Source organism: Proteus sp. NMG38-2, from assembly GCF_020640995.1.
GTDB lineage: Bacteria > Pseudomonadota > Gammaproteobacteria > Enterobacterales > Enterobacteriaceae > Proteus.
Genome location: NZ_CP085481.1, coordinates 1,638,146 through 1,663,957, shown reverse-complemented (window position 1 = coordinate 1,663,957; position 25,812 = coordinate 1,638,146). Strand labels below are relative to the sequence as shown.

Here is a 25,812-nt window from a genome sequence, read left to right as displayed (position 1 = left end):
TAATACTGAAGGCTATCTTTCTTTATACGAATGTATGAAATAACAACCTAAGCTAATATCTTTTGATAGAATAACAACTTCAAAAAGTGACTTAAGTAACTTAGCCCAAGACAACACGCTAAGCTTGCCTTGTAAATATTCAGCTTAACCAAAACTTTACTTTCAGAGGCCTTCCAGAGAACAGTTCAGATGTTTTATAAGGCCAATGTCTGTTCTTCGCTCAAACCAGACTGTCCACCCTAATTGTGTTCAACTTACAAACTTTGCACCCCAAAATTTGAATTAGTGCTCTCATAAAAACAATTAAGGCTACACATTATGCGTAGCCTTAATCTTATTCACATTATCTAACTCAATTAGCTTTTATCTTTATTTTCTATCGCTATTGTTTGTCGTTTCTCTTCTTCCGGTAATTCATACTCAATAGCAATAGTCAGAAGTCCACTTGATAAATCGGCTTTGTCTATTTTAACATTTTTACCAAGGTCAAATTGCAACGTAAATTGCCCTTGAGATATGCCTCGGTGGATCCATTTATCATTGTCTTCTTCTGATTTTTCTTCTTTTTTCCCTTCAATCAATAAACGGCTTCCTTTTAATGAAACCGATAAGTCATTCTCTTGATATCCAGGCACACTCACTGTCAGTTCATAATGGTTATCATCAATCTGTTTCAGGTTATAAGTCTGAATTGGTGATGCAATGGGCTTACTGCCTGTTAACTGACTAAACAGGCGATCTATCTGATCAAAACGATTTGGAAGTAAGTTGTCAGATAATGTTGGGAATAATGAAAAAGGTTTAATATTAGGCATATAACTCCTCCTTCAGTATTTAGTGAATTATGGGTGGTATCTTATTTACCCAAAATATAAATATGAACGAGCAAAAATTTTTCAAGGCCCAAAATCTAAATTTTTTATCTTTAACTAATATGAGATTGTAGATAGCAAAAAACCCCGCCGAAGCGAGGTTTTGTATATTCAACTATTTAATGCTTAACTCATTTGAGCTGTCATCACACTTTTGCAAAAGATACATTTTGCGCCGTGCGGATTGTTCACTGTGACATCAAATTGTGATGTTCTATATTGTGAACTGCTACAACAAGGGCATTTAAAATAGAGGCGAATAGTAATAGCGCCTTTAGAGAGCCACCACGTTGCCTGCTGCTGGGCCTTTCATACCATTTTCCATGGTGAATGAAACTTGTTGGCCTTCCGCTAATGTTTTGAAGTTATCACTTTGGATTGCAGAGAAATGTACGAATACATCTTTGCTGCCATCAGCTGGAGTAATAAAACCAAAACCTTTACCTTCATCGAACCATTTTACTGTACCAGTCATTGTATTAGACATAGAATTTCCTTTAATTTATTTAATTTGCCACAAGGCATATGCGGTTTGTTTTGTATTTTTACTTATGGGAATTAATTAGAAGGAATTCACAATGAAGAGGTATCGAGGATAACGCTAAACGGGAACAACTTTAAACTTACTAACATAAATAGGTCTGTACTTCCAAACCAGTGACGCTATTAAGCCATAGAAAAATGCAGATAGCAAACTTTATTTTTTAGCAGTAAATCAGCTTAAGTAGACCTATAAAAAATACAACCCCGTTATACTCACGAGGTTTTTAATAGATAAGAGCTGTAACATCAAAACCATCATTAACACAATATATTGTGTTTTGTAATTACGCAAGACTGTAAATATGGTGTTTTCTAATTATTTTATCCATATCTAATTTTACGTTATCAACCGATAGACATCCCTCAATAAATCCTTCCGCTGTCTGCAATCGCTTAGCCACTTCGTTATGAGAAATACCAAGTTTTGAAGCCATTGAACGCAAAGGATAATTCTTCACATAGTACATAATAATCAACTGAAACAAGTAACTATTATTTATCTTTAAATGTAATACCGCTTTATTGATTTTTAAGCCATCATCATCTGAACATTGCTCTCGGCTTCGTCTTGAACTTGGAATTAATCCTTTAAAGCCTGCTGCGATTGATGAGTAATCGATACTATTTCCCTCATTAGCTGACCACGCTCCCCAACGTGATAAAACTTCCTGCATATCTCTCATACTTAGACTCCCCGTGCCGTATACACGTTAAACCAATGCTCCCATTCCTAATGAACGGTTTAAAAAAGAAAATAACAATTCGATTTGATTGCCGTAAGTGGCTTCCCACAATTTGGGATCACGATGTAACTCGTCATGATGTTGCCGACATAATGGAATAGTGAATAAGTCATGAGCTTTCGTTCCCATGCCTCCCATACCATGGCCGATGATATGATGTGGATCATCAGCTTGTTGTCCGCAAACACAACAAGGCTGTGTTTTTATCCATTGAATCCATTGAGAATTCTCCCAACGACGCATTTTAGGTTTAAGAAGAAATGAGGCTGGAGGTTCAGGATCGACAGTCACATTAATAACGGGTTTTATGGCATCTAAACGCGCATTCATTGCTGATAGCGCTGTTACTTCATTGGGAACAATATCAGCTTCAGGAAAACCGCCATGCACTCTACGATCTTTAGGTTTATCAGACCAATTTAGAATACGACGTAATATAGCATCAGGTAATTCATTAACCAGTTTATGCATCACGGCAAAAGCAAAAAAATCAGGTATCGTCAGCGAATGGCTATCATCTAATCTCAAACAACTGCGAATAGTGTCTATCATCCAAGCAATACGATTTTTATACGCTAATTCAGCAACCCACCCCGCCGATGAATTACGAATATGATTATCATGATACCAACAGGTTCGTATCACACCGTCTTTATGCCATGTGGTTGTTAATTCATGATGATGATAACTGTCATGCTCATCGTTAATCTGGCAGCAATGGATATTCCTGCCTATCCACATATTCATCGATGCCAACCCGCCCATAGCTTGGATCACTTTTTCATTATTCAAAAAGCCAATAATGTCCTTGTTATTCAATAATGGTTGTTCGTTCCCTGTTAATGCACCAGAAGGCCATTTATTTAAACTCTTTGGTACATCACTAATAATCACACGAGAATGTTGTTTAAGTTGCTCAAGCAACCCCGCTTCAGGCTTCAATAAAACAACGCCAAGATCGGGCTGAATATAGGGTGTTAATAATAATTTCATGCACTCACCTGCTTATTCAGCATCACCATACGGATCAATTCATCCGTTTTACTTTCAAAGAAATGGGGTTGAGTTTCACGAGGATTATTAGGGCTTGTCATATTCTTCCCAAACTGACAGCCCCGTGCAGTCACAGACCAGAACTCTTTCACTTTGTTTGCGGTTTTCGTACTTGGACGAGATAAGCGTTCAACAATGCCGAGATCGGCTAATCGTTTATAAGCTTGCTGGGCTGAAATAGGTAATTGATGTTTTCTAATCAGTGTTGATAAAGCTACTGTTGGACGACTTGAACCATCCATTGATCCGCTTGGTGCATCAATCGCATACACAGGGGCTAATTCGGGTAAGCCTGCCATGGCTTGTAATTTTTGATACGCCCCTAATTTTGAAGAGTTTGAGAAATTCAGGCTCTTTGCCATCGATTCAAGCAATATAATCCCAGCTTGAACTTTATCGGCTAACTTTTCGCCCTGTTGCTGTGTTATCAATGCATCAAAAGTACGGATCACTTTTAAATGAAATGATGGGCTTATCCACATTGCATAGGCATACACTAATTCCTTGCAAACGTAAGTGCCTTGGTTAAGCCCACCAACAATAGTAACAATGGGAACCGCTCCTGTGATCTCAGGAGCGGTTGAAATTTCATCAACCAACTCTTTAGTTTGAGTCAAAGCACTCCAATTCGACGGTTGATGCCGTTTTTCACCACCTGAGACTCGATGAAGATCATTTAAACAATAACGCCCTGCGGTATCTCGACGAATTTGAACACCATCAATAACAATTAGTCCATTCATGTTATTTTTCTCCACTCTCGTTTATAGCAAAACTTCCTGAGCAACTTGTTCCGCGACTTGTTGCCAAATACCTCGCCACGCAGCTAAACCTGCAACCTCATTCATTCGGCCTAGACCATTTTTCTTTGCCTGAATAGCGGCTAATTCTTGGATTTTATTTTTAGGTTTCCAACCCGTACCCCAGATAAGCCGGAATGTTTCATCACGCTCTACGGAATCGATTGTGATTTTTTTCTTACCCGCCAAACGCAAGGTTAAATCATCCCATTGAGCTCTGAGTGTACGAGGACACTGAACATTCTTTTTCCAAAAATCATCTTGCGTAATTCGTTTATAAAACTGGCAAATTTCTTTGTGAGTATGCCCATCAATTGTTGTCATTAAGCGAATATCATTAGCCCAATCAGTGAAATTGGGCTCTTTAGGCGTTTTTAATCTCATCTCTTGAAACACTTCGCATTTACGGCTGAATAGCCATTTAGCGCACTTCAAATCGTCAGCGGAGCCCCATTTTTGAAAATTGGCGCTGTAAATCACGGCTTCAGGATAACGAGTTAAAAAATCATTTTTGGGCTGGTCGCTGGATCCGCCAGAATTCTGCGACGAAGAATAATTTATTGATGGATCATATTTTGAAGTTATTGATGGATCGCCCTCAGGAGCTGGCGGGTCAAAATCCCTATTTTTGCTCGATTTTGAGGGAACAGAATTTGATGTAACAAATTTTGATGGGTCAGTTCCTGATGCGTCAGGTTTTGACACGTCAAATTTTGTTGGTTGAGAAAGCGCTTTCTTGGCTGATTGGTATAGTTTTTCTACATTCAGCTGATAAATATTGCTTGCGTTGCGATTGCCTTTTCTACGCTTTTCGCTGGTTAACCACCCTTCTTTTTCCAACTGTTTTATTGCTGTGCGCACCGTGCTTTCACCCGCACCAATTTGACGAGCAATCGTCACAACAGAAGGCCAACAAATACCTTCATCATTAGAAAAATCAGCTAATCTTGCCATGATAGCGACTGATGTGAGTTTTAAACCTGCATGGGCGCAACCATCCCAAACATAACTAGATAATTTAACACTCATAAGAGGCCTCACTTAACTCGGGTATATCTCTCTTTAAATCTTTGAACCGGCTCGCATTGTTCGTATTCACAACCATCAATCATAAAAATAACGCGTTGTTTTTCTCGATCATAACGAATGACATGAACAAGGAGCCCACGAGGGTTTCTGTAATAGCGATCAAGACGATTGGGATCTTCATTTCGCATTGCACTTTCCTCCACTCAAGAAATAGAAATCAGCCCATGACTTTTTCAGTGTCCTCTTATCTACCAAATCGAAATTTTTTCGGTAGTTGCGTGATCGATTGTCACTCGGTATGCTTTCTACATAGCGAAATGTTCCCTCTTTAGTTAAGGGTAAACAGCGAAATTGCTTTTTAGGTATTAAATGCGCTAATCTACTCATGCTTATTTCTCTTCACATCATTGAAATTGGCAACCGAAGCCAGAGGCCGTATACCTTTGGCTTCACCCTTTCTTAGCCGCTTCCTGTTTTTCACCGTATAACACTTTCAGTGAATCCAAGAACCCAATTGCATACGCAAAAACTTTCCCTGCTTTTCGATAAATACGCCCTATTTCTGCATCCGTTAAAACACCATCAACAAGGCTTTCTTGAATTAAAACGGCGAGTGATCCTTGCATAGCAGCCAATGTCATTCGCATATCAAATAGCTCTACTTGATCTATCTTTTCCGCTTCTATTTTTGGTAATGCACTCATGCCATGACGTTCTAGGTGATATTCCACCAGCAACTTAGTGCCCGAAATGTCTTCCATAGCTTCTTGTTCATCAATATCAAAGAAACGACAGCCATTTTTTTCGTATAACTTGTTATTAAACGTCTCGAGTGACATACCTAAAGCCCCTGCCATAGCAGAACGTCCACCCTGCAGTGCTTTGCACATTTCTTTAATAACTTCTTTAATTGAATGTTTGCTCATATCTACCTGCTCTATCTTTTATTGGTAGTTAATTGCCTTATGCTGTTTTGGTATTTTTTCTATAAAGTTCAGGGTTATATTTAAGTTTTCCCTTGGTGATTTTTTCTATTTCATATGCCCTTACTTTAGGAATGATATATCCCCAACCACACACCGAAGGATGTTTAATACCGAGGGCTTTTGCTGTTTTACACGTACCACCAAAAAACGTGATTACATCTTTTTTCTTCATTTGTAATCCTTTGGTAAGTGAATAATTCACACGCATATAATGTAGGATATCTTACATTTAAATGTCAAGATTCTTACATTTGGAATATGGTAGGCTTTCCTACATGAAAGAAATGAGCGAACGAATTAAACAAAGACGCCTTGAGCTGAAAATGACACAGCAGGCTCTAGCTAAAAAAGCTGGAGTCAATCGTGTGACTGTTACTGGTTGGGAAAAAGGTGACTATCAACCCAATGGCGCTAATCTTCAAGCATTAGCGATTGCTCTTGAAACAAGCCCTATTTGGCTTGTTGATGGAAAAGAAGATCCTATTTCTAATGTTTCGTTTTTAAAATTTAATAGATCTAGTGGTGAATACCCTTTAATTAGCTGGGTAAGCGCTGGGAATTGGTCTGAGGCCGTAGAGCCATATCATAGAAAATCAATCGATACATGGTATGAGACAACTGTGCATTGTTCCGAAGAATCATTTTGGCTAGAAGTAAAAGGAGATTCTATGACCTCTCCTTCTGGACTAAGTATTCCTGAAGGGATGATTATATTAGTAGATCCCGCAGTAGAGGTTGTTAGTGGCAAGTTAGTTGTCGCTAAATTAGAATCTGAAAATGAAGTTACATTTAAGCAGTACATTGTAGATGCAGGCAACCATTACTTAAAACCATTAAACCCTCAATATCGCTTAATACCAATCAATGGAAATTGTAAAATTGTGGGTGTTGTTGTGGATGCCAAAATAGCTCATTTACCATAATTTCCTATCTCATTGATAAAAGGATCCTCTTCGGAGGATTTTTTATTACCATCACATACCAATGTAAGATTTCCTACAAAAACACTTGACACATTAATGTTGGTTATCCTACATTTTAAATGTGCGGTGTAGGATGAGTTACATTATGATTAATATCTAATTCAATTATGTGTGTGAAAACACCTTAATAAAAATTTTCATGTGAAGAGAAATAGTTTCTGTCTGTTGGGAAACAGCAGAAACCGCCACAACTTGAGGTAAGCAATAATCAAGTTCAATAATTGAAACATAAAAAATAAGTCTTTATTTACCATTAACCAACATCAGGGAAATTTAATCTCGATTAATTCGAGAGGGATCTTTATTACTTAAATTATGTGGAGAGAATAATGTCTTATATTGCAACTGCAACGAATAAGCACTTCTATTACCTCGATGTACGGATCGAGAATATAGATATTCAAGACATCGCGACAGGTTTAGCTAATGAATGTCGCTTTAATGGGCAGATTGATAATTTCTATTCTGTTGCTCAACACTCGGTATATGTCAGCTATTTAGTTGCACCTGAATATGCTTTAGAAGCCTTACTTCATGATGCCAGTGAAGCCTATGTAAAAGACCTGCCATCACCGCTTAAAAAGCTATTACCTGAATATAAGGAGATAGAAAAAAGAATTGATACTGTTATTCGTCAAAAATATAACTTGCCACCCGTTATATCGGACGCCGTTCATTTAGCCGACTTAATGATGTTAGCAACCGAAAAACGAGATTTAGAAATTGATGTGGGTAGCAATTGGCTAATGCTTGAAGGTATTCCTACAAGTGATTTTATTGTTAATCCATTAACCCCACTACAAGCCAAAGTTTTATTTTTACGTAGATTTAATGAATTAAGTAAAAGGAGCTAAATAAACAGTTCTAAAAAGTTTAAATAAATACCACCAGCATAATTAACGTCTATTTAAACTGTATACGGCAGTATGGAGAGAAAATATGTCAAGAATGGTGACTCTTGAAGCGTGGGCAAGGTTGGAATTTGGAGATGCCTCTCCTTGCATGACGGTATTACAAAAATACGCAAAGAATAACCTTATTGCACCACCTGCAATGAAAGTTGGCCGCAAGTGGATGGTTGATAGAGAAGCTCGTTATGTGGGCTATCTGTCTCTCCCTCAAATTCCTACTAAATCAACGGAACGACTTAAGAGGATAATTACCGATGGCTGCCCGACCACGAACCCATAAAATTATTATCCCTAATTTATATCGAAAGCTAGATAAACGTAACGGCAAAATTTATTGGCAATATAAACATCCCATCACTGGTACATTTCATAGCTTAGGCACTGACGAACAAGAAGCGAGAGAAACTGCCATTCAAGCCAATACAATTATTGCTGAACAACATACTCGACAGTTATTAAGTATTAATGAACGGTTATCAAAAATTAAGACAAACAAGTCTGAAATATCTGTCGATATATGGATAGATAAATATTTAGATATTCAAAAAGAAAGATTAGATATCGGTGAATTAAAAATTAATTCTTATCGACAAAAAATGAAACCTATTAATTTATTCCGTCAGTATTGTGGTACGAAAATATTAAAAGAGATAACCGCTTTAGATATCGCTGAAATAATAGATTCCGTCAAAGTATTAGGACATTCAAGAATGGCTCAGGTCGTTCGCATGGTGCTTATTGATGTATTTAAAGAAGCTCAACATGCTGGCTATGTTCCTCCTGGTTACAATCCCGCGAAAGCAACTAAACAACCACGGAACAGAGTGAAAAGAGAACGCATGACATTGGAAGAATGGCGCACTATTTACCAGCAAGCTAAGAACCACCCTCCTTACTTGCAATGTGGCATGTTGCTGGCCTTAACCACAGGTCAGCGGATCGGTGATATCTGTAAAATGAAATTCTCTGATATTTGGGATGACATGTTACATATACAGCAAGAGAAGACGGGCAGTAAGTTAGCCATCCCTCTCTCGCTAAAATGTGAGGCTATCAATCTCTCCTTAAGGGAGGTTGTTGCTCAATGTCGTGATGCTGTTGTAAGTAAATATCTCGTGCATTATCGACATACCACCGCACAAGCGAAACGCGGTGAACAAGTCACGCCAAATACGTTAACCACAACATTTAAAAAAGCGCGAGATAAATGTGGGTTAACTTGGGAAAAAGGTACGGCACCTACTTTCCATGAACAACGATCTTTATCCGAGCGACTTTATCGTGAACAAGGAATTAATACACAAAAATTATTGGGTCATAAAACACAAAATATGACTGATAAATACCACGATGATAGAGGCAAAGAATGGCAAATTATTGCTGTTTAATTGAACAGTTTTGGGGAAGAGTTTTGGGGATATTTTGGGGAAGATTTTTATAGTACAAAAAATAAACGGGAACTAATAAGCTCCCGTTAACTATTTATCAAATCAACAATTACATGTGTTTGATAATCGCGTCACCAAACTCGCTACATTTCAGCAGTTTAGCGCCTTCTAACTGACGTTCGAAATCATAAGTTACAGTCTTAGCGGCAATCGCGCCTTCCATACCTTTAATGATTAAGTCAGCCGCTTCTGTCCAACCCATGTGGCGTAACATCATTTCTGCGGAAAGGATAATTGAGCCAGGGTTAACTTTATCTTGCCCTGCATATTTTGGTGCAGTACCGTGTGTTGCTTCAAATAAAGCACACTCATCACCAATATTTGCACCCGGTGCGATACCGATACCACCTACTTGAGCCGCTAATGCATCGGAAATATAGTCACCATTTAGGTTCATACATGCGATTACATCGTACTCTGCTGGACGTAACAGAATTTGTTGCAAGAATGCGTCAGCGATAACGTCTTTAACGATGATCTCTTTACCTGATTTTGGATTTTTGATTTTAACCCAAGGACCACCATCTAATAATTCACCACCAAACTCTTCACGTGCTAATTCATAACCCCAGTCTTTAAAGGCACCTTCGGTAAATTTCATAATATTACCTTTGTGTACCAGAGTCACTGAATCACGGTCGTTATCGATCGCGTATTCAATCGCTGCACGCACTAAACGCTTAGTTCCTTCTTCTGAACAAGGTTTGATACCAATACCACAGTCTTGTGGGAAGCGGATTTTGGTAACACCCATTTCATTTTGCAGGAATTTAATCACTTTATCGGCTTCTGCTGAACCCGCTTTCCATTCAATACCTGCATAAATATCTTCTGAGTTTTCACGGAAGATAACCATATCTGTTAGTTCAGGTTGTTTAACTGGGCTTGGTGTGCCTTTGTAGTAACGTACTGGACGTAGGCAAATATAGAGGTCTAGTTGTTGACGTAATGCAACGTTTAATGAACGGATACCACCGCCAACTGGGGTAGTAAGAGGACCTTTAATAGAAACACGATATTCACGGATAAGATCTAAGGTTTCTTCTGGTAACCAAACATCTTTACCATAAACCTGCGTTGATTTTTCGCCAGTGTAGACTTCCATCCACTCAATCTTACGTTCTTTGCCGTAAGCTTTCTCAACTGCTGCATCAACAACTTTTAACATTGCTGGTGTGACATCGATACCGATACCGTCCCCTTCGATATAAGGGATAACCGGATTATTTGGAACAACAAGCTTACCTTTAGCATCTAGTGTAATTTTAGCGCCATTAGCCGGAACAACTACTTTGCTTTCCATTTACCTCTCCTTTCATGTAAGCGCACGCTTTGTTAATTTTTTGTAAGAGACCTGTCAATACTACTTGATTATTCAGCTAACGCCAATCGCTTCTCTTTTAAGGTATAATCAATCTCCCATTTTTTACAAAAATTAACTATGGCAAATCAACTTAAAAATAGCGCTAAATCGAGAAAACACCACACTTCATTAGCACAAAGAAAACCAGTGCGCCCAAGAGGTGAGCGTAAAGTCGTTATCTTCAACAAGCCCTTCGATGTTCTTGTACAATTTACGGACGAGAGTGGCAGAAAAACACTAAAAGATTTTATTCCTATTCGTGATATTTATGCGGCAGGACGTTTAGATAGAGATAGTGAAGGACTTTTAGTCTTAACAAATGATGGAAAACTACAAGCAAAATTAACACAACCGGGTAAAAAAACAGGAAAAATCTACTATGCTCAGGTAGAGGGTGTTCCTTGTACCGCCGCATTACAACAATTTCGAGATGGATTAGAGCTTAAAGATGGCAAAACATTGCCAGCACAAGTCGAAATAGTTGGGCAACCCGAATGGTTATGGGAGAGAAACCCGCCGATTAGAGAACGCCAAACTATTCCAACAACTTGGCTAAAAATCACCTTATTTGAAGGTAAAAACCGTCAAGTGAGACGAATGACTGCTCATGTTGGTTATCCTACATTGCGCTTGATCCGCTTTAGTATGGGAAATATTACATTAGATAATTTATTACCCGGTGAATGGAAGGAGATTGATTTTGTTTAAACCTCATGTGACTGTCGCGTGTATCGTTCATGCGCAAAATAAGTTTCTCGTTGTTGAAGAAACTATCAATGGAAAAGCAACGTGGAATCAACCTGCAGGGCACCTTGAAGCCGATGAAACACTTATTCAAGCCGTTCAGCGTGAGTTATGGGAAGAAACAGGATTAACGCTTCCTGTTCAATATTTTCTTAAATTACATCAATGGATTGCGCCTGATAAAACGCCTTTTTTACGTTTTCTCTTTTTAATTGAAGCACAAGAACAATTTGACACTCACCCTAATGATAGCGATATCAATTGTTGTCACTGGGTTAGCGCAGATGAAATTATCCAAAGCCAGCAATTACGCTCACCTTTAGTGAGAGAAAGCCTGTTATGTTATCAACAAGGTGAACACTACCCTCTTTCTATTTTAACTAGCTTTGGCGCACCCTTTAACTAAATGACAGAGAATGGAAAAACAAAGCATCAAAAACAGAGCAACACTTGATGCACCTGTGTCAGTGATATGGTAAAGTATGGCGCTTATTTTTCCGCAGTGAGATCCAGTCATGTCAGATAACAGCCAAAAAAAAGTCATCGTAGGAATGTCCGGTGGCGTAGATTCATCCGTCTCAGCCTATCTTCTTAAGGAACAGGGATATCAGGTCGTTGGTCTGTTTATGAAGAACTGGGAAGAAGACGATGATACAGAATATTGCTCAGCTTCAACGGATCTTGCCGATGCGCAAGCCGTATGCGATAAACTTGGCATTGAGCTTTATACTATCAATTTTGCCGCTGAATATTGGGATAATGTTTTTGAACATTTTTTATCTGAATATAAAGCAGGCCGCACCCCAAACCCCGATATTCTGTGTAATAAAGAAATAAAATTTAAAGCATTTTTAGAATATGCGGCAGAAGATTTAGGTGCTGATTATATCGCAACAGGTCACTATGTTCGCCGTCGTGATATTAATGGCAAAAGCCAATTACTTCGTGGCGTCGATAACAACAAAGACCAGAGCTATTTCTTATACACGTTAAGTCACGAGCAAATCGCACAAAGCCTTTTCCCTGTTGGTGAAATGGAAAAGCCTGAAGTTAGAAAAATTGCTGAAAAACTTGATTTAGCAACAGCAAAGAAAAAAGACTCAACGGGTATTTGTTTTATTGGTGAGCGTAAATTTACCGATTTCTTATCACGTTACCTCCCAGCTAAACCTGGTCCTATCATCACAGTTGATGGTGAAACCATCGGTGAACACCAAGGATTGATGTATCACACATTAGGTCAACGTAAAGGTTTAGGTATCGGTGGAACAAAAGACGGTGGCGATGATCCTTGGTATGTCGTTGATAAAGATGTTGAAAATAACATTCTTGTTGTGGCGCAAGGTCATGAACATCCAAGATTAATGTCTGTCGGCTTAATTGCTCAACAATTGCATTGGGTATCGAGAGAAACAATTACTGAAGCTTTCCGCTGTACTGTTAAAACACGATATCGCCAACCTGATATTGCGTGTACAGTAACACCATTAAGTGAAGATAAAATTGAAGTCCGCTTTGATTATCCCGTTGCGGCTGTAACACCGGGACAATCAGCCGTCTTTTATCAAGACGAAGTCTGTTTAGGTGGCGGTATCATTGAAACCCGTATTCAGGAGTAGACGTGGCTAAAGATTTTCGTGATATTACACTTGCACTGGCAGGCGTCTGCCAGGCAAGTCGTCTTGTTCAGCAAATAGCTTACCAAGGTAGTGCGAACGAGAATGATGTTGAAGTGATGGTTAACAGTATTTTTAATCTCAATCCAACATCAACACTTGATGTTTATGGCAATCAAATCAGCCATTTAAAATTAGGCTTTCAAACACTGAAAGCTATCCATCAGGCAGTAAGAAGAGAAAAATTAACACTGGAGTTGATGACTTATCAACAAGGTTTAATCAACTTAGAACGCTTAATCGGACGAAATGACGATTATAGTGCACGTTTATCACAAAAAATTTCTCAATTAGAGCGTCAAAAAAGCTATTTTGAACCTATGTCCGAAGGTGTATTTAATGCCCTTGCTGGCGTTTATGTTGATGCAGTTAGCCCTGTAGGCCCTCGCATTCAAGTTCATGGCTCTATCGAACTGTTAAAAAACCCAATTATTCAAGCTAAAGTTAGAGCGCTATTATTAACGGGTATCCGTAGTGCTGTGCTCTGGCGTCAAGTTGGTGGTCGCCGTTTTGATTTTTTATTGCATCAAAAAACGATCATCCGACAAGCTGATGATTTTCTCGCTCAATGTTAATACTTTAAATTCAACCTGGGAGTTGCCAACAATGGAATTATCTTCGCTGACAGCGATTTCACCGATTGACGGTCGTTACGGTAGTAAAACTTCGTCGTTACGTTCTATTTTTAGTGAATTCGGTCTTCTGAAATTCCGTGTACAGGTAGAAGTTCGCTGGCTGCAAAAGCTGGCATCTTGCGCCGACATTAAAGAAGTTCCCGCCTTTGAAAAAAACGCAAACGATTACCTTGATGCAATTGTTGCTAATTTTAATGAAGAAGATGCGGCACGCATTAAATCTATCGAACGCACCACTAACCACGATGTAAAAGCCGTAGAATATTTCTTAAAAGAAAAAGTGGCGACCATCCCTGCTTTACATCAGGTTTCTGAATTTATTCACTTTGCTTGTACTTCTGAAGACATTAATAATCTGTCTCATGCTATTATGCTAGAAACAGCCCGCCAAGAGATCCTGCTACCTGTATGGCGTGAACTTATTGATACAATTAGTAAAATGGCACAAGAATACCGCGACTTACCTCTTCTTTCTCGCACTCATGGTCAACCTGCTACCCCATCTACAATGGGTAAAGAGTTTGCTAACGTTGCTTACCGCATGGAACGCCAATACCGTCAACTTACACAAGTTGAGATCTTAGGTAAAATTAATGGTGCCGTCGGTAACTATAACGCTCACTTAGCCGCATATCCTGAAGTAAACTGGCACCAATTTAGTGAAGAATTTGTGACTTCATTAGGTATTACATGGAACCCATACACAACGCAAATTGAACCGCATGATTATATTGCTGAACTTTTTGATTGTATTAGCCGTTTCAATACCATTTTGATCGATTTCGATCGTGATATTTGGGGTTACGTTGCACTGAATCACTTCAAACAAAAAACGATTGCGGGCGAAATTGGCTCATCCACCATGCCTCACAAAGTCAACCCTATTGATTTTGAAAACTCTGAAGGAAACTTAGGGTTAGCAAATGCCGTTATGGGGCACCTTTCTAGTAAACTACCGCTTTCTCGTTGGCAACGTGATTTAACTGATTCAACCGTTCTGCGCAATTTAGGTGTGGGTATTGGTTATGCATTAATTGCTTATCAATCAACCATGAAAGGCCTTAATAAGCTTGAAGTAAATGAAAAACATCTTCGTGAAGAATTAGACTGTAACTGGGAAGTATTAGCAGAGCCAATCCAAACTGTAATGCGTCGTTATGGCATTGAAAAACCGTATGAAAAACTAAAAGAATTGACTCGTGGTAAGCGTATTACTGAGCAAGATATGGTTATTTTCATCGATGGTTTAGAGTTACCTGAGCATGAAAAAACTCGTTTAAAAGCGATGACTCCTGAAAGTTATATTGGTTTTGCAACTCAGTTTGTTGATAAGTTAAACTAATTTATCACACGAAAAAGGCAGATAATTTCTGCCTTTTTTTATAACAAAAAAACGAAGAAAACTATCTATAACCTAAACACTTTGCTGGCTACAGTATTTTTTAATCAATAGATTGTCTATGATAACCTTATATTTTTATCTAATAGACTGACTATCATGTCCTATATTTATTTTACAACGGTGTCTTTTTACCGATTGTACTCAAGGTGGAATAATGCGGATCTTAATTATTGAAGATAATATTTTACTTCGTCATCACTTATCTGTGCAGTTTCGTGATGCAGGCCATCAAGTTGACGCAGCAGAAGACGCTAAAGAAGCAGATAGTTTTATAGCAGAAGGTACACCCGATGTTGCTATTGTAGATTTAGGATTACCCGATGAAGATGGTATTAGCCTTATTCGAAGATGGCGAGAAAACAATATCACGTTACCTATTATGGTGTTAACTGCGCGTGAAAGTTGGCAAGAAAAAGTCTCCGCATTAAATGCTGGTGCTGATGATTATGTGACAAAACCTTTTCATTTTGAGGAAATTGTTGCACGTATTCAGGCATTAATGCGAAGAAACATGGGAATTGCATCGCAAACACTCTCTATTGAGCCTTTTGAGTTGGATTTGTCACGTAAAGAGTTCATGATTTCAGGCGAGCAAATCAAATTAACAGCGTTTGAATATACGATCTTAGAAACATTAATGCGCAATCAAAATAAAGTTGTTAGCAAAGATGCATTAATGCGTCAGTTGTATCCAGATGCTGAATTAAAAGAAAGCCATACTATTGATGTACTAATGGGGCGATTACGTAAAAAAATCTTAGAAAAATACCCTGATGATGTTGTCGTGACAGTACGTGGACAAGGCTACCGTTTTGATATGAAACCTTAATATGCAAAAAAAACAGCGCTCTCCACTCTCATTACGAACACGATTTTTACTTGCAACGAGTGCCATTATTTTGGCTCTTACGCTCTCTTATGGGTTGGTTGCTATAGTCGGTTCTATTGTCAGTGTAGATAAAACCACTTTTATGCTGATGCGCAGTCAGAGTAATCTTTATTACAGTTTAGCGCAGTGGAATAAAGGCAAGCTGAATATTGAGTTTCCAACAAATTTGAATAATAACAATACATCGCTGGTGGTCGTTTTTGATGATAAAGGTAATGTCTTATGGACACCTTCTGATTTACCTAAAGCTATTCCTGATAGCATTAAGCATAAATGGCGTCATGAAGAAGGGTTATTTGAAATTTCGGTTGATGTCAAAATAACTCGTTTAATGCTAAAACAGTTGCCTCAATACCGTGTTTATCTCAAACGACTTGAAGAATATTCAAGTAACGAATTTTTAACTCACTCAGTGGTAATTAATCATTATCCTGCGGCTGATAATATGCCTTACATGGCAATCGCAGTTATCGATCCTATACCTCAGCGTATGCAAAAAGTCAGTCAGGTTTGGGACTGGTTTTTATATATCATTCTCGCTAATTTGTTCTTAGTTGTACCTTTAATTTGGTTAGCAGCACACTGGAGTTTACGGCCTATTAAACAATTGATAGAACAAATCAGTGCATTAGAAAAAGGAACACGTAATGATTTGGATGAAAATCCGCCAACCGAATTAAAGGGCTTAGTCCGAAATTTAAATGTATTATTACGTAATGAACGAAGCCGTTATAGTAAATATCGCACAAGTTTATCTGATCTTACCCATAGCTTAAAAACGCCCCTTGCCGTATTACAATCAACATTACGCTCTTTACGATCAGGTAAGCAAATGACGATAGAGCAAGCTGAGCCTATCATGCTCGATCAAATAGAACGAATTTCACAACAAGTCGGTTATTATCTGCATCGGGCATCTATTCATGGTGATCATGACATTACCACGCGAAAACTCCATTCACTGTCAGGGTTGTTAGATAATCTTTGTAGCGCTTTAAGCAAAGTTTATCAGTCAAAAGGCGTTGATTTAACACTCAATGTTTCACCTGAAATCATGTGGTTAGGTGAGAAAAATGATTTTATGGAAGTGATGGGCAATATTCTGGATAACGCTTGTAAATACTGTTTAGAGTTTGTTGAAATCAATGTAAGTAATAATGAAAACAGCGTAATAATTATTGTTGATGATGATGGCCCCGGTGTTAGCCCTGAAAAAAGAGAGGCTATTTTCCAGCGAGGAACAAGAGCAGACACGTTGCGACCGGGGCAAGGTTTAGGATTATCTATCGCTGTAGATATTATTGAACAATACAGTGGCGAAATTACTATTACCGATAGCCCTTTAGGTGGCGCTCGTATCACTGTAACCTTTGCTGAGCAACAACTTACCACTGAGCGTGAATAACCTCTCTTGATAAAAAATGTTTTTTATCAAACTTCCCTCCACTCTGTATACTGCATTATGTATGATATCTATGCAGTTATTACAGCGTTACTCGCTATTACTCACATTGCTCAAAGGAATGTTTAGCAGGAAGTTAGAATTCATTATACTATGACTTCAAGCTTCCCGAATTCAGGATATACACAATGGACTATAAACTTAATTTAGATTGGCAATCATTCCTCGAAAGCCATTGGCAAAAACGCCCTTTATTAATTAAAAACGGCTTCTCACGTTTTGTTGATCCTTTATCTCCTGACGAACTTGCTGGTCTTGCAATGGAAGATGAAGTAGATAGCCGTCTTGTTAGCTGTCAAGACGGACAATGGGGAGTCAAACATGGGCCTTTTGAGCACTTTGAAGGACTTGGTGATAAAGATTGGTCTTTACTTGTACAAGCCGTCGATCACTGGCATTTTCCTAGTGCGGCATTAATGAAGCCTTTTCGTGTATTACCCGATTGGCGCATTGATGATTTAATGATCTCTTATTCTGTTCCCGGTGGTGGTGTAGGTCCGCATCTCGATCAATATGATGTCTTTATTATTCAAGGACAAGGTCGTCGTCGCTGGCGTGTGGGTGAAAAAATCCCAATGAAACAACATTGCCCTCATCCTGATCTGCTGCAAGTTGATCCTTTTGAAGCAATTATTGATGAAGAATTAGAACCGGGTGATATTCTTTATATCCCACCTGGATTCCCACATGAAGGCTATGCGATTGAAGAATCGCTAAACTACTCTGTTGGTTTCAGAGCACCTAATGCGCGTGAACTTTTCAGTGGTTTCGCTGACTATGTGTTAGCTAATGATTTAGGCAGCTATCGTTATAGCGATCCAGATCTAACACCGCGTGAAAACCCAGCATTAGTGCAACATCAAGAGTTAAATAAACTTCATGACATGATGGAAGATTTACTTGCTCAACCAGAAGTATTTCGTCATTGGTTTGGTGAATTTATTTCTCAATCTCGCCATGAACTTGATCTCGCAGTTCCAGAGCCTTTATATGAAAATGCAGAAATTCATGATTTACTGCAACAAGGTGAGCAACTTCATCGTTTAAATGGTATTCGTGCGTTACGTGTTGGCGATAACTGTTTTGTAAATGGCCAATTGATGGATACTGATCATATAGAAGCGGTGGATGCACTTTGCCAATATGATTATATTGATAAACAACACTTGGGCGATGCATTAGCTGATCCAAAATTTGTGCGTTTATTAACTCAGCTAGTTAATCAAGGTTATTGGTATTTTGAAGATTAATTATCACTAATTTTCAATAATAAGTTATAAAGCCCTGAGATATTAATTACAGGGCTTTTTTATTATTAAATACTTTAAAATATCACTTCTTATAAAATTTAACGAATTAAATAATTTATCGATTCTTTTAAAAGTACTCTTGTATTACGAAAGAGAAAAGGAATAACAACAAAAAATGTACTCTGTAAGAAAAAAAGTAATAACGTATGCTTACTATTTGTTGCATAAAGAGAAAATGAGATTAAATAAGTTATCAGAAAATAGCTAGAAATAATAATAAATGACTGTCGATCAGCTTTTTTAATTACTTGCTTTTTATGAGAAATTAACTTCTCTTCTATTACCGGTTTTAATAATTCTCCTGTTATGGTTTCCATTCAATATCCTTATATTATATTTATTCATCTCACTGTGATTATAAGAGATATTCAATAAAATCAATTTATCAAAGAGTTATTAATATTAAGCCTATATTAAAAGTTTAATATTAAATAATATGTAAGCCCATCATTACAAAATCATTCTATTTTTAATTAAGTACGTTTACTCATTAATGTAATGTCTATTTTTCAGTCATTTCTCCTATTTTATTTTATCAATTCCTCCTAAGATAAAATTAGATTTTTACTACCTTACTTCTTTTTTCGACAATGGAGTCGTCTATGAAAAAGTTTATTATTTTAATTGCTGCGTTTATTTTACCGTCCATGGTATTTGCAAAAACAGTAGAAATAACCAAGGAGAAAGCACCACCTGCACAAACGGATATCATTTTTGTATTAGATAAAAGTGGTTCAATGCAAGGATATGAAAAAGATACTATTGGTGGATTCAATACCATTTTAGCTGAAAATAAAAATCGCCCAGAAAAAGTCTATATCAGCACAATTTTATTTGATAGTAAGGCTAAAAAATTACATAACCGCATTGATATTAATAAGATAAATGATTTAACTGCTAATGATTATTTTGCATCAGGTAATACCGCATTGCTAGATGCGGTGGGAAATGCAATCACTGAAGGAAATAAACCAAATTCACCTTATAAAAATGTCATGATGGTGATCATCACTGATGGCGAAGAAAATAGTAGCCGTGAATATTCGCTAGAAAAAGTGAAATCATTAATTACTTCAGCAGAAAAAGAGAAAGGCTGGGAGTTTATCTTTCTAGGTGCCAATTTTGATGCGATAAGTGCAGCGGAAAGTATTGGTATTAAATCATCTAACTCAACTCAATATATTCAAGATGCCAAAGGCTATGGAAATGCCTATGAATCGGTTAATAAAGCCGTTCAGTCTAAGATTGAAGGTAAAGAATTAAATGAAGATTGGAAATCTTCTGTTGAGCAAGATTATAACGAGCGTAAATAAGTCATCTAAGTTAACAATATAACTAAGATATATAACTAAAAAATAATAGCCGACATATCGGCTATTATTTTATACACTCAATACATGATTAATTAATCACTTTAGCCTTTTCTCTTTCAGCCGTAATTTCAGCGATACGCATGATCACACTCACCGCAGCCTCCATTCCTTCTAAAGAGATAAATTCATGCTTACCATGGAAATTATAACCGCCAGTAAAAATATTAGGGCAAGGTAATCCACGATAAGAAAGCTGAGCACCATCTGTGCCACCACGAATAGGTTTGATGTTAGGCTCAATATCACAATCAATCATTGCTTGTTTTGCTATTTCAATGATGTGTGGGAATTGAACAACTTTATCATGCATATTGTAATAACTATCATCAATAGTCAGCTCAATATAGCAATCTGGATGTAAGCCTTTACCTACTTTTTCTGCAATCGCAATCATATTCTGTTTGCGTTTTTCAAATAAGTTACGATTAAAATCACGGATAATATAATGCATTTCCGCCCTTTCTACCGTACCTTTAATACTTTGCAGATGGTAGAAACCTTCATAACCGTCGGTATTTTCTGGTGTTTCATCAATAGGTAATTCTTGATGAATGCGTGTTGCTAATCCTAATGCGTTTACCATCACCCCTTTTGCACTACCAGGGTGAACATTGTTACCAACAATTTTGATATTCACTGATGCGGCGTTGAAGTTTTCATATTCCAATTCACCAACACCACCACCATCGACGGTATAAGCCCAACTTGCACCGAATGCATTTAAATCGACATAATGCGCACCACGACCTATTTCTTCGTCAGGTGTGAACGCGATACGAATATCACCATGAGGTCTATTTGTTTCTTTTAAACGCACCATGGCGGTAATAATTTCAGCAATACCTGCTTTATCATCAGCACCTAATAAGGTTTTACCGTCTGTGGTGATTAATGTTTTACCAATCATGGAGTGTAAGATTGGAAACATAACCGGTGATAACACTTCATCACCAATACCCAATGCAATATCACCGCCACGATAATCTTCAAGCACTTGTGGTTTTACATGCTTACCAGAAAAATCCGGCGCTGTATCAAGATGCGAAATAAAACCAATTACAGGCACCGGCCAAGAGACATTGGATGGCAAACTTGCCATTACACATCCTTTGTCACTGAGTGTTACATCAGCAAAACCCAGTTTTTTTAATTCTTGTGCCAATGCCTTAGCTAGTTTTAGCTGACCATCACTGCTTGGTGACATTTTTGAAGATGGTTTTGATTGTGTATCAAAATTAATATATTCAAAAAAACGTTCTAATAATTTATCCATTTTGCCCCCTAAGATCTCTCTAATAACAATAATAGGGAACTCTATAAAATAATTATTGCGTCAAATCAGCTTTAGGATCATTAATTAATTCAAACAATTTATGAACATATTCATCAACAACCTGACTTGCTGGCCCATAATGTTTTTCTTCAAACTGGCTTTCAACCAAACTTGGCTCAAGATTTAGCTCAACAGTGTGAGCACCTGTTAGCCTAGCTTCATGAACAAAACCCGCCGCAGGATAGACATTACCAGAAGTACCAATAGAGATAAAAATATCAGCCTCAGCCAACGCTCGATAAATTTCATCCATGCCAATAGGCATTTCACCAAACCAGACAATATGCGGACGTAGTGGTGATGGAAATTGGCAACAATGGCAGTGATCTGTTGTTTCTAAATCACCTTTCCATTCAAAAACTTGGCGGGATTGTGGGCAACGTACTTTTAATAATTCACCATGCATATGTAAAACATGCTGACTCCCCGCTTTTTCATGTAAATTATCAATATTTTGCGTTACAAGAAGGAAGTTATCTTTACCTAAACGTTGCTCAAGTTTCGCTAGTGCATAATGCGCTTCATTCGGCTGAATGGTAGGTTGTTGCAATTGACGACGGCGTTCATTATAAAACTGCTGAACCAATTGTGGGTTGCGTTGATAACCTTCAGGTGTAGCAACATCTTCAACACGATGTTCTTCCCACAATCCATCTTCTGAACGAAATGTTTTAATTCCTGATTCAGCAGAAATGCCAGCCCCTGTTAATACGACAACTTTGGGTAAATTCATTTCATGTTCCGTTTTATGGGTGAGATGAAAATAACGACAACGTGAATGTTGTCTGCGTAAACTTTTGATCTTACGAAACTTCCTAAGCCGACGATGACGAAGTTTAAGTTTCATCATTACAATCCTTGGTTTTCAAGTTTAAATATCGCGTTTCTAGCGTCACTATTTTAAGCGTTTTTTCTTCTTTGTATGTCAATAAACTTATTGTCCACTTAAAATTCTTGCAGGATCTAGTTTAGTGGCTCGACGAGCAGGATACCAACTTGCTATCAGGCTTAAGATCACAGTGGTGATAAATACAGAAAACACATCAATCAAATGCACTTCTGAAGGGAGAAAATCGACAAAATAAACATCACCAGAAAGTACACTATGCCCTGTTAATGATTCAATAACAGATACTAAAGGTGTCAAATTATAAGCCACTAACACACCAAAAATAACACCTGCAATACAGCCAATCATGCCTGATAATAAGCCGTACCATAAAAAGATATTACGAATATGGCTATCACGTGCGCCGAGCGTACGTAAAATAGCAATATCACTGCTTTTATCTCTTACCGCCATAATCAGTGTTGAAACAATATTAAAACAAGCCACACCAATCACTAAGATCATGGATAAATACATAATGCTACGGATCATTTGAATATCGCTATACATATAGCCATAATCACTTATCCAGCTTTTAGCATAAACATACTCTTCACTATTTAAACCTGCATTATGAATAATTTCATTAGCCAAAAACGGATCAACCGTTTTCACTTCAATCCCTGTAATACCTTGGCCGTAATCCATATATTGTTGAGCATCTGCTAGAGGAATTAATGCTAATTGGTGATCAAGCATTCCACTCAATTTAAATATGCCACTGACTTGTAGGCGAATACGTTTAGGCTGTAATAGCTTAGTTGGATCATCATTATTCGGAATTAATACCGTTAGCCAATCACCTTGTTTAATTTTTAATGCGTCTGCAACACCTTGCCCAATAATAATTTGTTGCTTACCCGCCCGAAAATCTTGCCATGCATTATTTTGTACATAGCGAGGTAATAAGCTGATATCACCTTGTTTTTCAGGAGATACGCCCATAACTTGCACTGCTTTTAGTTCAGTACCTTTCTCTAACAACCCTGTTAATAAGATATACGGCGCAGCCGCGACAACCCCTGGTGTTTTTCCAATCCGAGGTAATGCCGATTGCCATTGTACAAATGGCTGTTCAACTGAATAAATTTGACCATGAGGAACGACAGATAAAATACGGTTTTTTAATTCGCGTTCAAATCCATTCATAGCACTTAAACCGATAATTAAAACAGCAACCCCAAGCATAATACCCAGTGTTGAAATAACCGAGATTAATGAAACCATTCCCGCACGTTTTCGCCCTCTTGAAAAACGTAAAGCTGTCACTAATGCAAGTGGCAATTGCGCCATTATTTCACTCCTGAAATCATGTTTTGTGGCTGTAATTGACCATCTTTCATTTCAAGTTGACGCTGAAAACGAGCCGCCAGTGATAAATCATGCGTCACCACTAGAAAAGCCGTTTGCTTCTCTTTATTTAATTTTATCAATAACTCGAAAATACCTTCGGCATTTTTCTGATCAAGATTACCTGTTGGCTCATCCGCAAGTACTAATGCAGGATCGTTAACCAATGCTCTTGCAATCGCAACACGTTGTCTTTCACCACCTGAAAGCTCTGAAGGTCGATGATGAGCACGCTCTTTTAAGCCAACCGCTTCAAGTAAAGACATCGCTTTCTCTTTCGCCTTTACAACACTAACTCCACCAATCATTAATGGCATTGCCACATTTTCAAGTGCAGTAAAATCTGGTAATAAATGGTGGAATTGATAAATGAAACCCAGTTGTGTATTACGTAGATCGGCTTTTTCTGAAGAAGATAATGTATTAAGTGATTGCCCTTCAAAGAAGACTTCACCTGATGTCGGTGAATCTAAGCCACCTAATAAATGTAATAAGGTACTTTTACCTGAACCAGAACTCCCCACAATCGCTAAAAAATCACCTTTTTCCATTTTAAATGAAACCGATTTCAGCACTTGGGTTGAAATTGTACCGTCTTGGTATTGTTTACACAGGGCGTGACAATCCAATAAACAATTTTTGTCAATTTGCATATTTTTTTCTGATGCCATTGGCTGTTTATTAATCGAAGAATTACTCATAACGTAGCGCCTCTGCTGGCTGAATAGTCGCGGCCCGCCAAGACGGGTATAAAGTAGATAAAAGGGAAATTATAATGGCAGCAAAGCCAATCATAAATACGCGGCTCCACTCAAGCGTTGCAGGCAATTCAACACCTTGTGGAATAAGTCCTACCGCCGGCATAATAGTATTTAATTGGCTAGAGAGTAATGCCCCCAAAAGACCGCCAGCAACAGCACCTAACATACCTGCACCAGCACCTTGCAACATAAAAATGGACATAATCTGAGAACGTTTTAAGCCCATGGTTTGCAAAATAGCCACTTCTCCTTGTTTTTCCATAACTAATAAAGAAAGTGAGGTAATAATATTAAAAGCAGCCACAGCAATAATTAAGCTTAATAATAATCCCATCATATTTTTTTCCATTTTAACTGCCTGGAAAAATTCACCTTTACGTTCGCGCCAATCTTTCCAGCTTAAATTTTCAGCTAAAGGTTTAGCACTGTATTTTTCAATATTGAGAGGATCAGAAAAGAAAAGACGCCATCCTGTAATATTACCCGGCTGATAACGCATTAAACGTGCTGCATCTTGTTGATTAACTAAGATTTGAGAGGCGTCAGCATCTCCACCACTTTGGAAAATGCCTTTAACAGTAAATAATCGTTGGCTGGGTAATCTTCCCATTGGAGTGAGTTGACTAACACTTGGCACAATCAGACGGATTTTATCCCCTTCTTTTGCTTTCAGTTGTTTAGCCAAGCCACTTCCTAAGATCACGCCATACTCACCCGATTTAAGCATAGAGAAATCACCATAACGAATATGTTTTGTTAAAGGTTCATCTTGTGCTTTTTCAATCCCTAACATGACACCAACGCTGATATTGTCTTTACTTTGCAAAACAACATCACCTTCTACTAAAGGGACAACGTTTATGATACCTTCTCGCGTCAGTAGATTTTCGGCTATATTTGATTGTCGGGGTAATTGTCCGTTAGGTGATGTCACTATGGCTTGTGGAAGATAAGCAAGAATGCTTTCTTGCAATGAACGCTCAAAGCCATTCATGACAGAAGTCACTGTGATAAGCGCTGCTACACCTAACATGATCCCTAAAGCGGATAGCCATGAGACGAAGCGGCCGAACTTATCGACCGCGCGACCCCGCATATAACGGAGCCCTATATAAAATGAGACAGAATTGTACATGAAATCTGTGCTGTTCCTGTTGCTAATGCGAAGTGTTCAGGGATAATAAAGGGTAGTCTTACTGAATGGAACCACTCTATTCCCAAACTGTGGTTTTTCTTTTATCTTAACCTGCCCGCCAG

The 25,812-nt window shown here is 38.0% G+C and carries 29 protein-coding genes; 13 read left to right on the top strand and 16 right to left on the bottom strand.

Annotation, left to right across the window (positions count from 1 at the left end; genetic code table 11):
• Window positions 1-356: 356 nt before the first annotated feature.
• From LG402_RS07750 to LG402_RS07705, 9 genes are all read right to left on the bottom strand, one after another.
• The gene (locus tag LG402_RS07750; protein ID WP_227336733.1) at window positions 357-815 is read right to left on the bottom strand and encodes an Hsp20 family protein; all 459 of its coding nucleotides are present in this window, start codon (window positions 813-815) and stop codon (window positions 357-359) included.
• Window positions 816-1,146: 331 nt separating this feature from the next.
• A complete protein-coding gene (cspA, locus tag LG402_RS07740; protein WP_006537195.1) occupies window positions 1,147-1,359 on the bottom strand; it encodes an RNA chaperone/antiterminator CspA in 213 nt (70 codons plus the stop codon).
• A gap of 340 nt (window positions 1,360-1,699) precedes the next feature.
• The gene (locus LG402_RS07735; protein WP_227336732.1) at window positions 1,700-2,098 is read right to left on the bottom strand and encodes an antiterminator Q family protein; all 399 of its coding nucleotides are present in this window, start codon (window positions 2,096-2,098) and stop codon (window positions 1,700-1,702) included.
• A 27-nt stretch (window positions 2,099-2,125) separates the two neighbouring features.
• Window positions 2,126-3,151, bottom strand: a complete 1,026-nt coding sequence (locus LG402_RS07730; RefSeq protein ID WP_227336731.1) for a DUF968 domain-containing protein — start codon at window positions 3,149-3,151, stop codon at window positions 2,126-2,128.
• A complete protein-coding gene (locus LG402_RS07725; protein ID WP_227336730.1) occupies window positions 3,148-3,954 on the bottom strand; it encodes a KilA-N domain-containing protein in 807 nt (268 codons plus the stop codon). The genes LG402_RS07730 and LG402_RS07725 overlap by 4 nt, the downstream gene beginning before the upstream one ends.
• A 21-nt stretch (window positions 3,955-3,975) precedes the next feature.
• Entirely contained in the window at window positions 3,976-5,040 is a 1,065-nt protein-coding gene (locus LG402_RS07720) for a helix-turn-helix domain-containing protein (RefSeq protein ID WP_227336729.1), read from the bottom strand.
• Window positions 5,041-5,048: 8 nt separating this feature from the next.
• Window positions 5,049-5,228 (bottom strand): DUF4222 domain-containing protein, encoded by a 180-nt coding sequence (locus LG402_RS07715; protein ID WP_017628377.1) that lies wholly within the window; start codon window positions 5,226-5,228, stop codon window positions 5,049-5,051.
• Between the two features lie 261 nt (window positions 5,229-5,489).
• Complete coding sequence (locus tag LG402_RS07710; RefSeq protein WP_227336728.1) at window positions 5,490-5,966, bottom strand: YmfL family putative regulatory protein; 477 nt, start codon at window positions 5,964-5,966, stop codon at window positions 5,490-5,492.
• A 37-nt stretch (window positions 5,967-6,003) separates the two neighbouring features.
• Complete coding sequence (locus LG402_RS07705; protein WP_049217157.1) at window positions 6,004-6,198, bottom strand: Cro/CI family transcriptional regulator; 195 nt, start codon at window positions 6,196-6,198, stop codon at window positions 6,004-6,006.
• A 112-nt stretch (window positions 6,199-6,310) separates the two neighbouring features.
• Between LG402_RS07705 and LG402_RS07700 the strand changes: the two genes are divergently transcribed.
• From LG402_RS07700 to LG402_RS07685, 4 genes are all read left to right on the top strand, one after another.
• Window positions 6,311-6,949: a LexA family protein gene (locus LG402_RS07700; protein WP_413685640.1), complete on the top strand. Its 639-nt coding sequence runs from the start codon at window positions 6,311-6,313 to the stop codon at window positions 6,947-6,949.
• Between the two features lie 389 nt (window positions 6,950-7,338).
• On the top strand, window positions 7,339-7,863 hold the full coding sequence (locus tag LG402_RS07695) for an HD family hydrolase (protein ID WP_227336727.1): 525 nt from the start codon (window positions 7,339-7,341) through the stop codon (window positions 7,861-7,863).
• Window positions 7,864-7,948: 85 nt separating this feature from the next.
• A complete protein-coding gene (locus tag LG402_RS07690; protein WP_017628380.1) occupies window positions 7,949-8,200 on the top strand; it encodes an excisionase in 252 nt (83 codons plus the stop codon).
• Window positions 8,175-9,308, top strand: coding sequence for a site-specific integrase (locus LG402_RS07685; RefSeq protein WP_198632311.1), 1,134 nt, complete (start codon window positions 8,175-8,177; stop codon window positions 9,306-9,308). The genes LG402_RS07690 and LG402_RS07685 overlap by 26 nt, the downstream gene beginning before the upstream one ends.
• A 109-nt stretch (window positions 9,309-9,417) precedes the next feature.
• Here LG402_RS07685 and icd read toward each other — a convergent pair whose 3' ends face one another.
• Window positions 9,418-10,671, bottom strand: coding sequence for an NADP-dependent isocitrate dehydrogenase (icd, locus tag LG402_RS07680; protein WP_006537208.1), 1,254 nt, complete (start codon window positions 10,669-10,671; stop codon window positions 9,418-9,420).
• A 138-nt stretch (window positions 10,672-10,809) separates the two neighbouring features.
• Between icd and rluE the strand changes: the two genes are divergently transcribed.
• The 8 genes from rluE to LG402_RS07640 all read left to right on the top strand — a co-directional run bounded on the left by rluE (window position 10,810) and on the right by LG402_RS07640 (window position 18,789).
• Window positions 10,810-11,439: a 23S rRNA pseudouridine(2457) synthase RluE gene (gene rluE, locus LG402_RS07675; protein ID WP_227336726.1), complete on the top strand. Its 630-nt coding sequence runs from the start codon at window positions 10,810-10,812 to the stop codon at window positions 11,437-11,439.
• On the top strand, window positions 11,432-11,881 hold the full coding sequence (locus LG402_RS07670) for an NUDIX hydrolase (protein ID WP_109409357.1): 450 nt from the start codon (window positions 11,432-11,434) through the stop codon (window positions 11,879-11,881). Before rluE ends, LG402_RS07670 begins: the two co-directional genes overlap by 8 nt.
• A gap of 109 nt (window positions 11,882-11,990) precedes the next feature.
• On the top strand, window positions 11,991-13,094 hold the full coding sequence (gene mnmA / locus LG402_RS07665; RefSeq protein WP_166540163.1) for a tRNA 2-thiouridine(34) synthase MnmA: 1,104 nt from the start codon (window positions 11,991-11,993) through the stop codon (window positions 13,092-13,094).
• A gap of 2 nt (window positions 13,095-13,096) precedes the next feature.
• Window positions 13,097-13,726 (top strand): high frequency lysogenization protein HflD, encoded by a 630-nt coding sequence (hflD, locus tag LG402_RS07660; protein ID WP_109409359.1) that lies wholly within the window; start codon window positions 13,097-13,099, stop codon window positions 13,724-13,726.
• Between the two features lie 31 nt (window positions 13,727-13,757).
• Window positions 13,758-15,128, top strand: coding sequence for an adenylosuccinate lyase (purB, locus tag LG402_RS07655; protein ID WP_166540164.1), 1,371 nt, complete (start codon window positions 13,758-13,760; stop codon window positions 15,126-15,128).
• 214 nt (window positions 15,129-15,342) lie between these two features.
• Window positions 15,343-16,017, top strand: coding sequence for a two-component system response regulator PhoP (gene phoP, locus LG402_RS07650; protein ID WP_109409361.1), 675 nt, complete (start codon window positions 15,343-15,345; stop codon window positions 16,015-16,017).
• Between the two features lies 1 nt (window position 16,018).
• Window positions 16,019-17,482 carry a two-component system sensor histidine kinase PhoQ gene (gene phoQ, locus LG402_RS07645; RefSeq protein ID WP_109409362.1) on the top strand — a complete coding sequence of 488 codons (1,464 nt, stop codon included), beginning with the start codon at window positions 16,019-16,021 and terminating at the stop codon, window positions 17,480-17,482.
• A gap of 185 nt (window positions 17,483-17,667) precedes the next feature.
• Window positions 17,668-18,789, top strand: coding sequence for a cupin domain-containing protein (locus LG402_RS07640; protein WP_075672658.1), 1,122 nt, complete (start codon window positions 17,668-17,670; stop codon window positions 18,787-18,789).
• 98 nt (window positions 18,790-18,887) lie between these two features.
• Here LG402_RS07640 and LG402_RS07635 read toward each other — a convergent pair whose 3' ends face one another.
• Window positions 18,888-19,166 carry a hypothetical protein gene (locus tag LG402_RS07635; RefSeq protein WP_166540165.1) on the bottom strand — a complete coding sequence of 93 codons (279 nt, stop codon included), beginning with the start codon at window positions 19,164-19,166 and terminating at the stop codon, window positions 18,888-18,890.
• Between the two features lie 285 nt (window positions 19,167-19,451).
• Here LG402_RS07635 and LG402_RS07630 point away from each other — a divergent pair, with 285 nt between their 5' ends.
• The gene (locus tag LG402_RS07630; RefSeq protein ID WP_227336725.1) at window positions 19,452-20,162 is read left to right on the top strand and encodes a vWA domain-containing protein; all 711 of its coding nucleotides are present in this window, start codon (window positions 19,452-19,454) and stop codon (window positions 20,160-20,162) included.
• Between the two features lie 88 nt (window positions 20,163-20,250).
• Here LG402_RS07630 and pepT read toward each other — a convergent pair whose 3' ends face one another.
• From pepT to lolC, 5 genes are all read right to left on the bottom strand, one after another.
• On the bottom strand, window positions 20,251-21,495 hold the full coding sequence (gene pepT / locus LG402_RS07625) for a peptidase T (RefSeq protein ID WP_109409365.1): 1,245 nt from the start codon (window positions 21,493-21,495) through the stop codon (window positions 20,251-20,253).
• Between the two features lie 52 nt (window positions 21,496-21,547).
• The gene (cobB, locus tag LG402_RS07620; RefSeq protein WP_109409366.1) at window positions 21,548-22,405 is read right to left on the bottom strand and encodes a Sir2 family NAD+-dependent deacetylase; all 858 of its coding nucleotides are present in this window, start codon (window positions 22,403-22,405) and stop codon (window positions 21,548-21,550) included.
• Between the two features lie 84 nt (window positions 22,406-22,489).
• Window positions 22,490-23,737: a lipoprotein-releasing ABC transporter permease subunit LolE gene (gene lolE / locus LG402_RS07615; RefSeq protein ID WP_227336724.1), complete on the bottom strand. Its 1,248-nt coding sequence runs from the start codon at window positions 23,735-23,737 to the stop codon at window positions 22,490-22,492.
• Entirely contained in the window at window positions 23,737-24,447 is a 711-nt protein-coding gene (lolD, locus tag LG402_RS07610; RefSeq protein ID WP_166540194.1) for a lipoprotein-releasing ABC transporter ATP-binding protein LolD, read from the bottom strand. Before lolD ends, lolE begins: the two co-directional genes overlap by 1 nt.
• 40 nt (window positions 24,448-24,487) lie before the next feature.
• A complete protein-coding gene (lolC, locus tag LG402_RS07605) occupies window positions 24,488-25,690 on the bottom strand; it encodes a lipoprotein-releasing ABC transporter permease subunit LolC (protein WP_227336723.1) in 1,203 nt (400 codons plus the stop codon).
• Window positions 25,691-25,812: the final 122 nt, after the last annotated feature.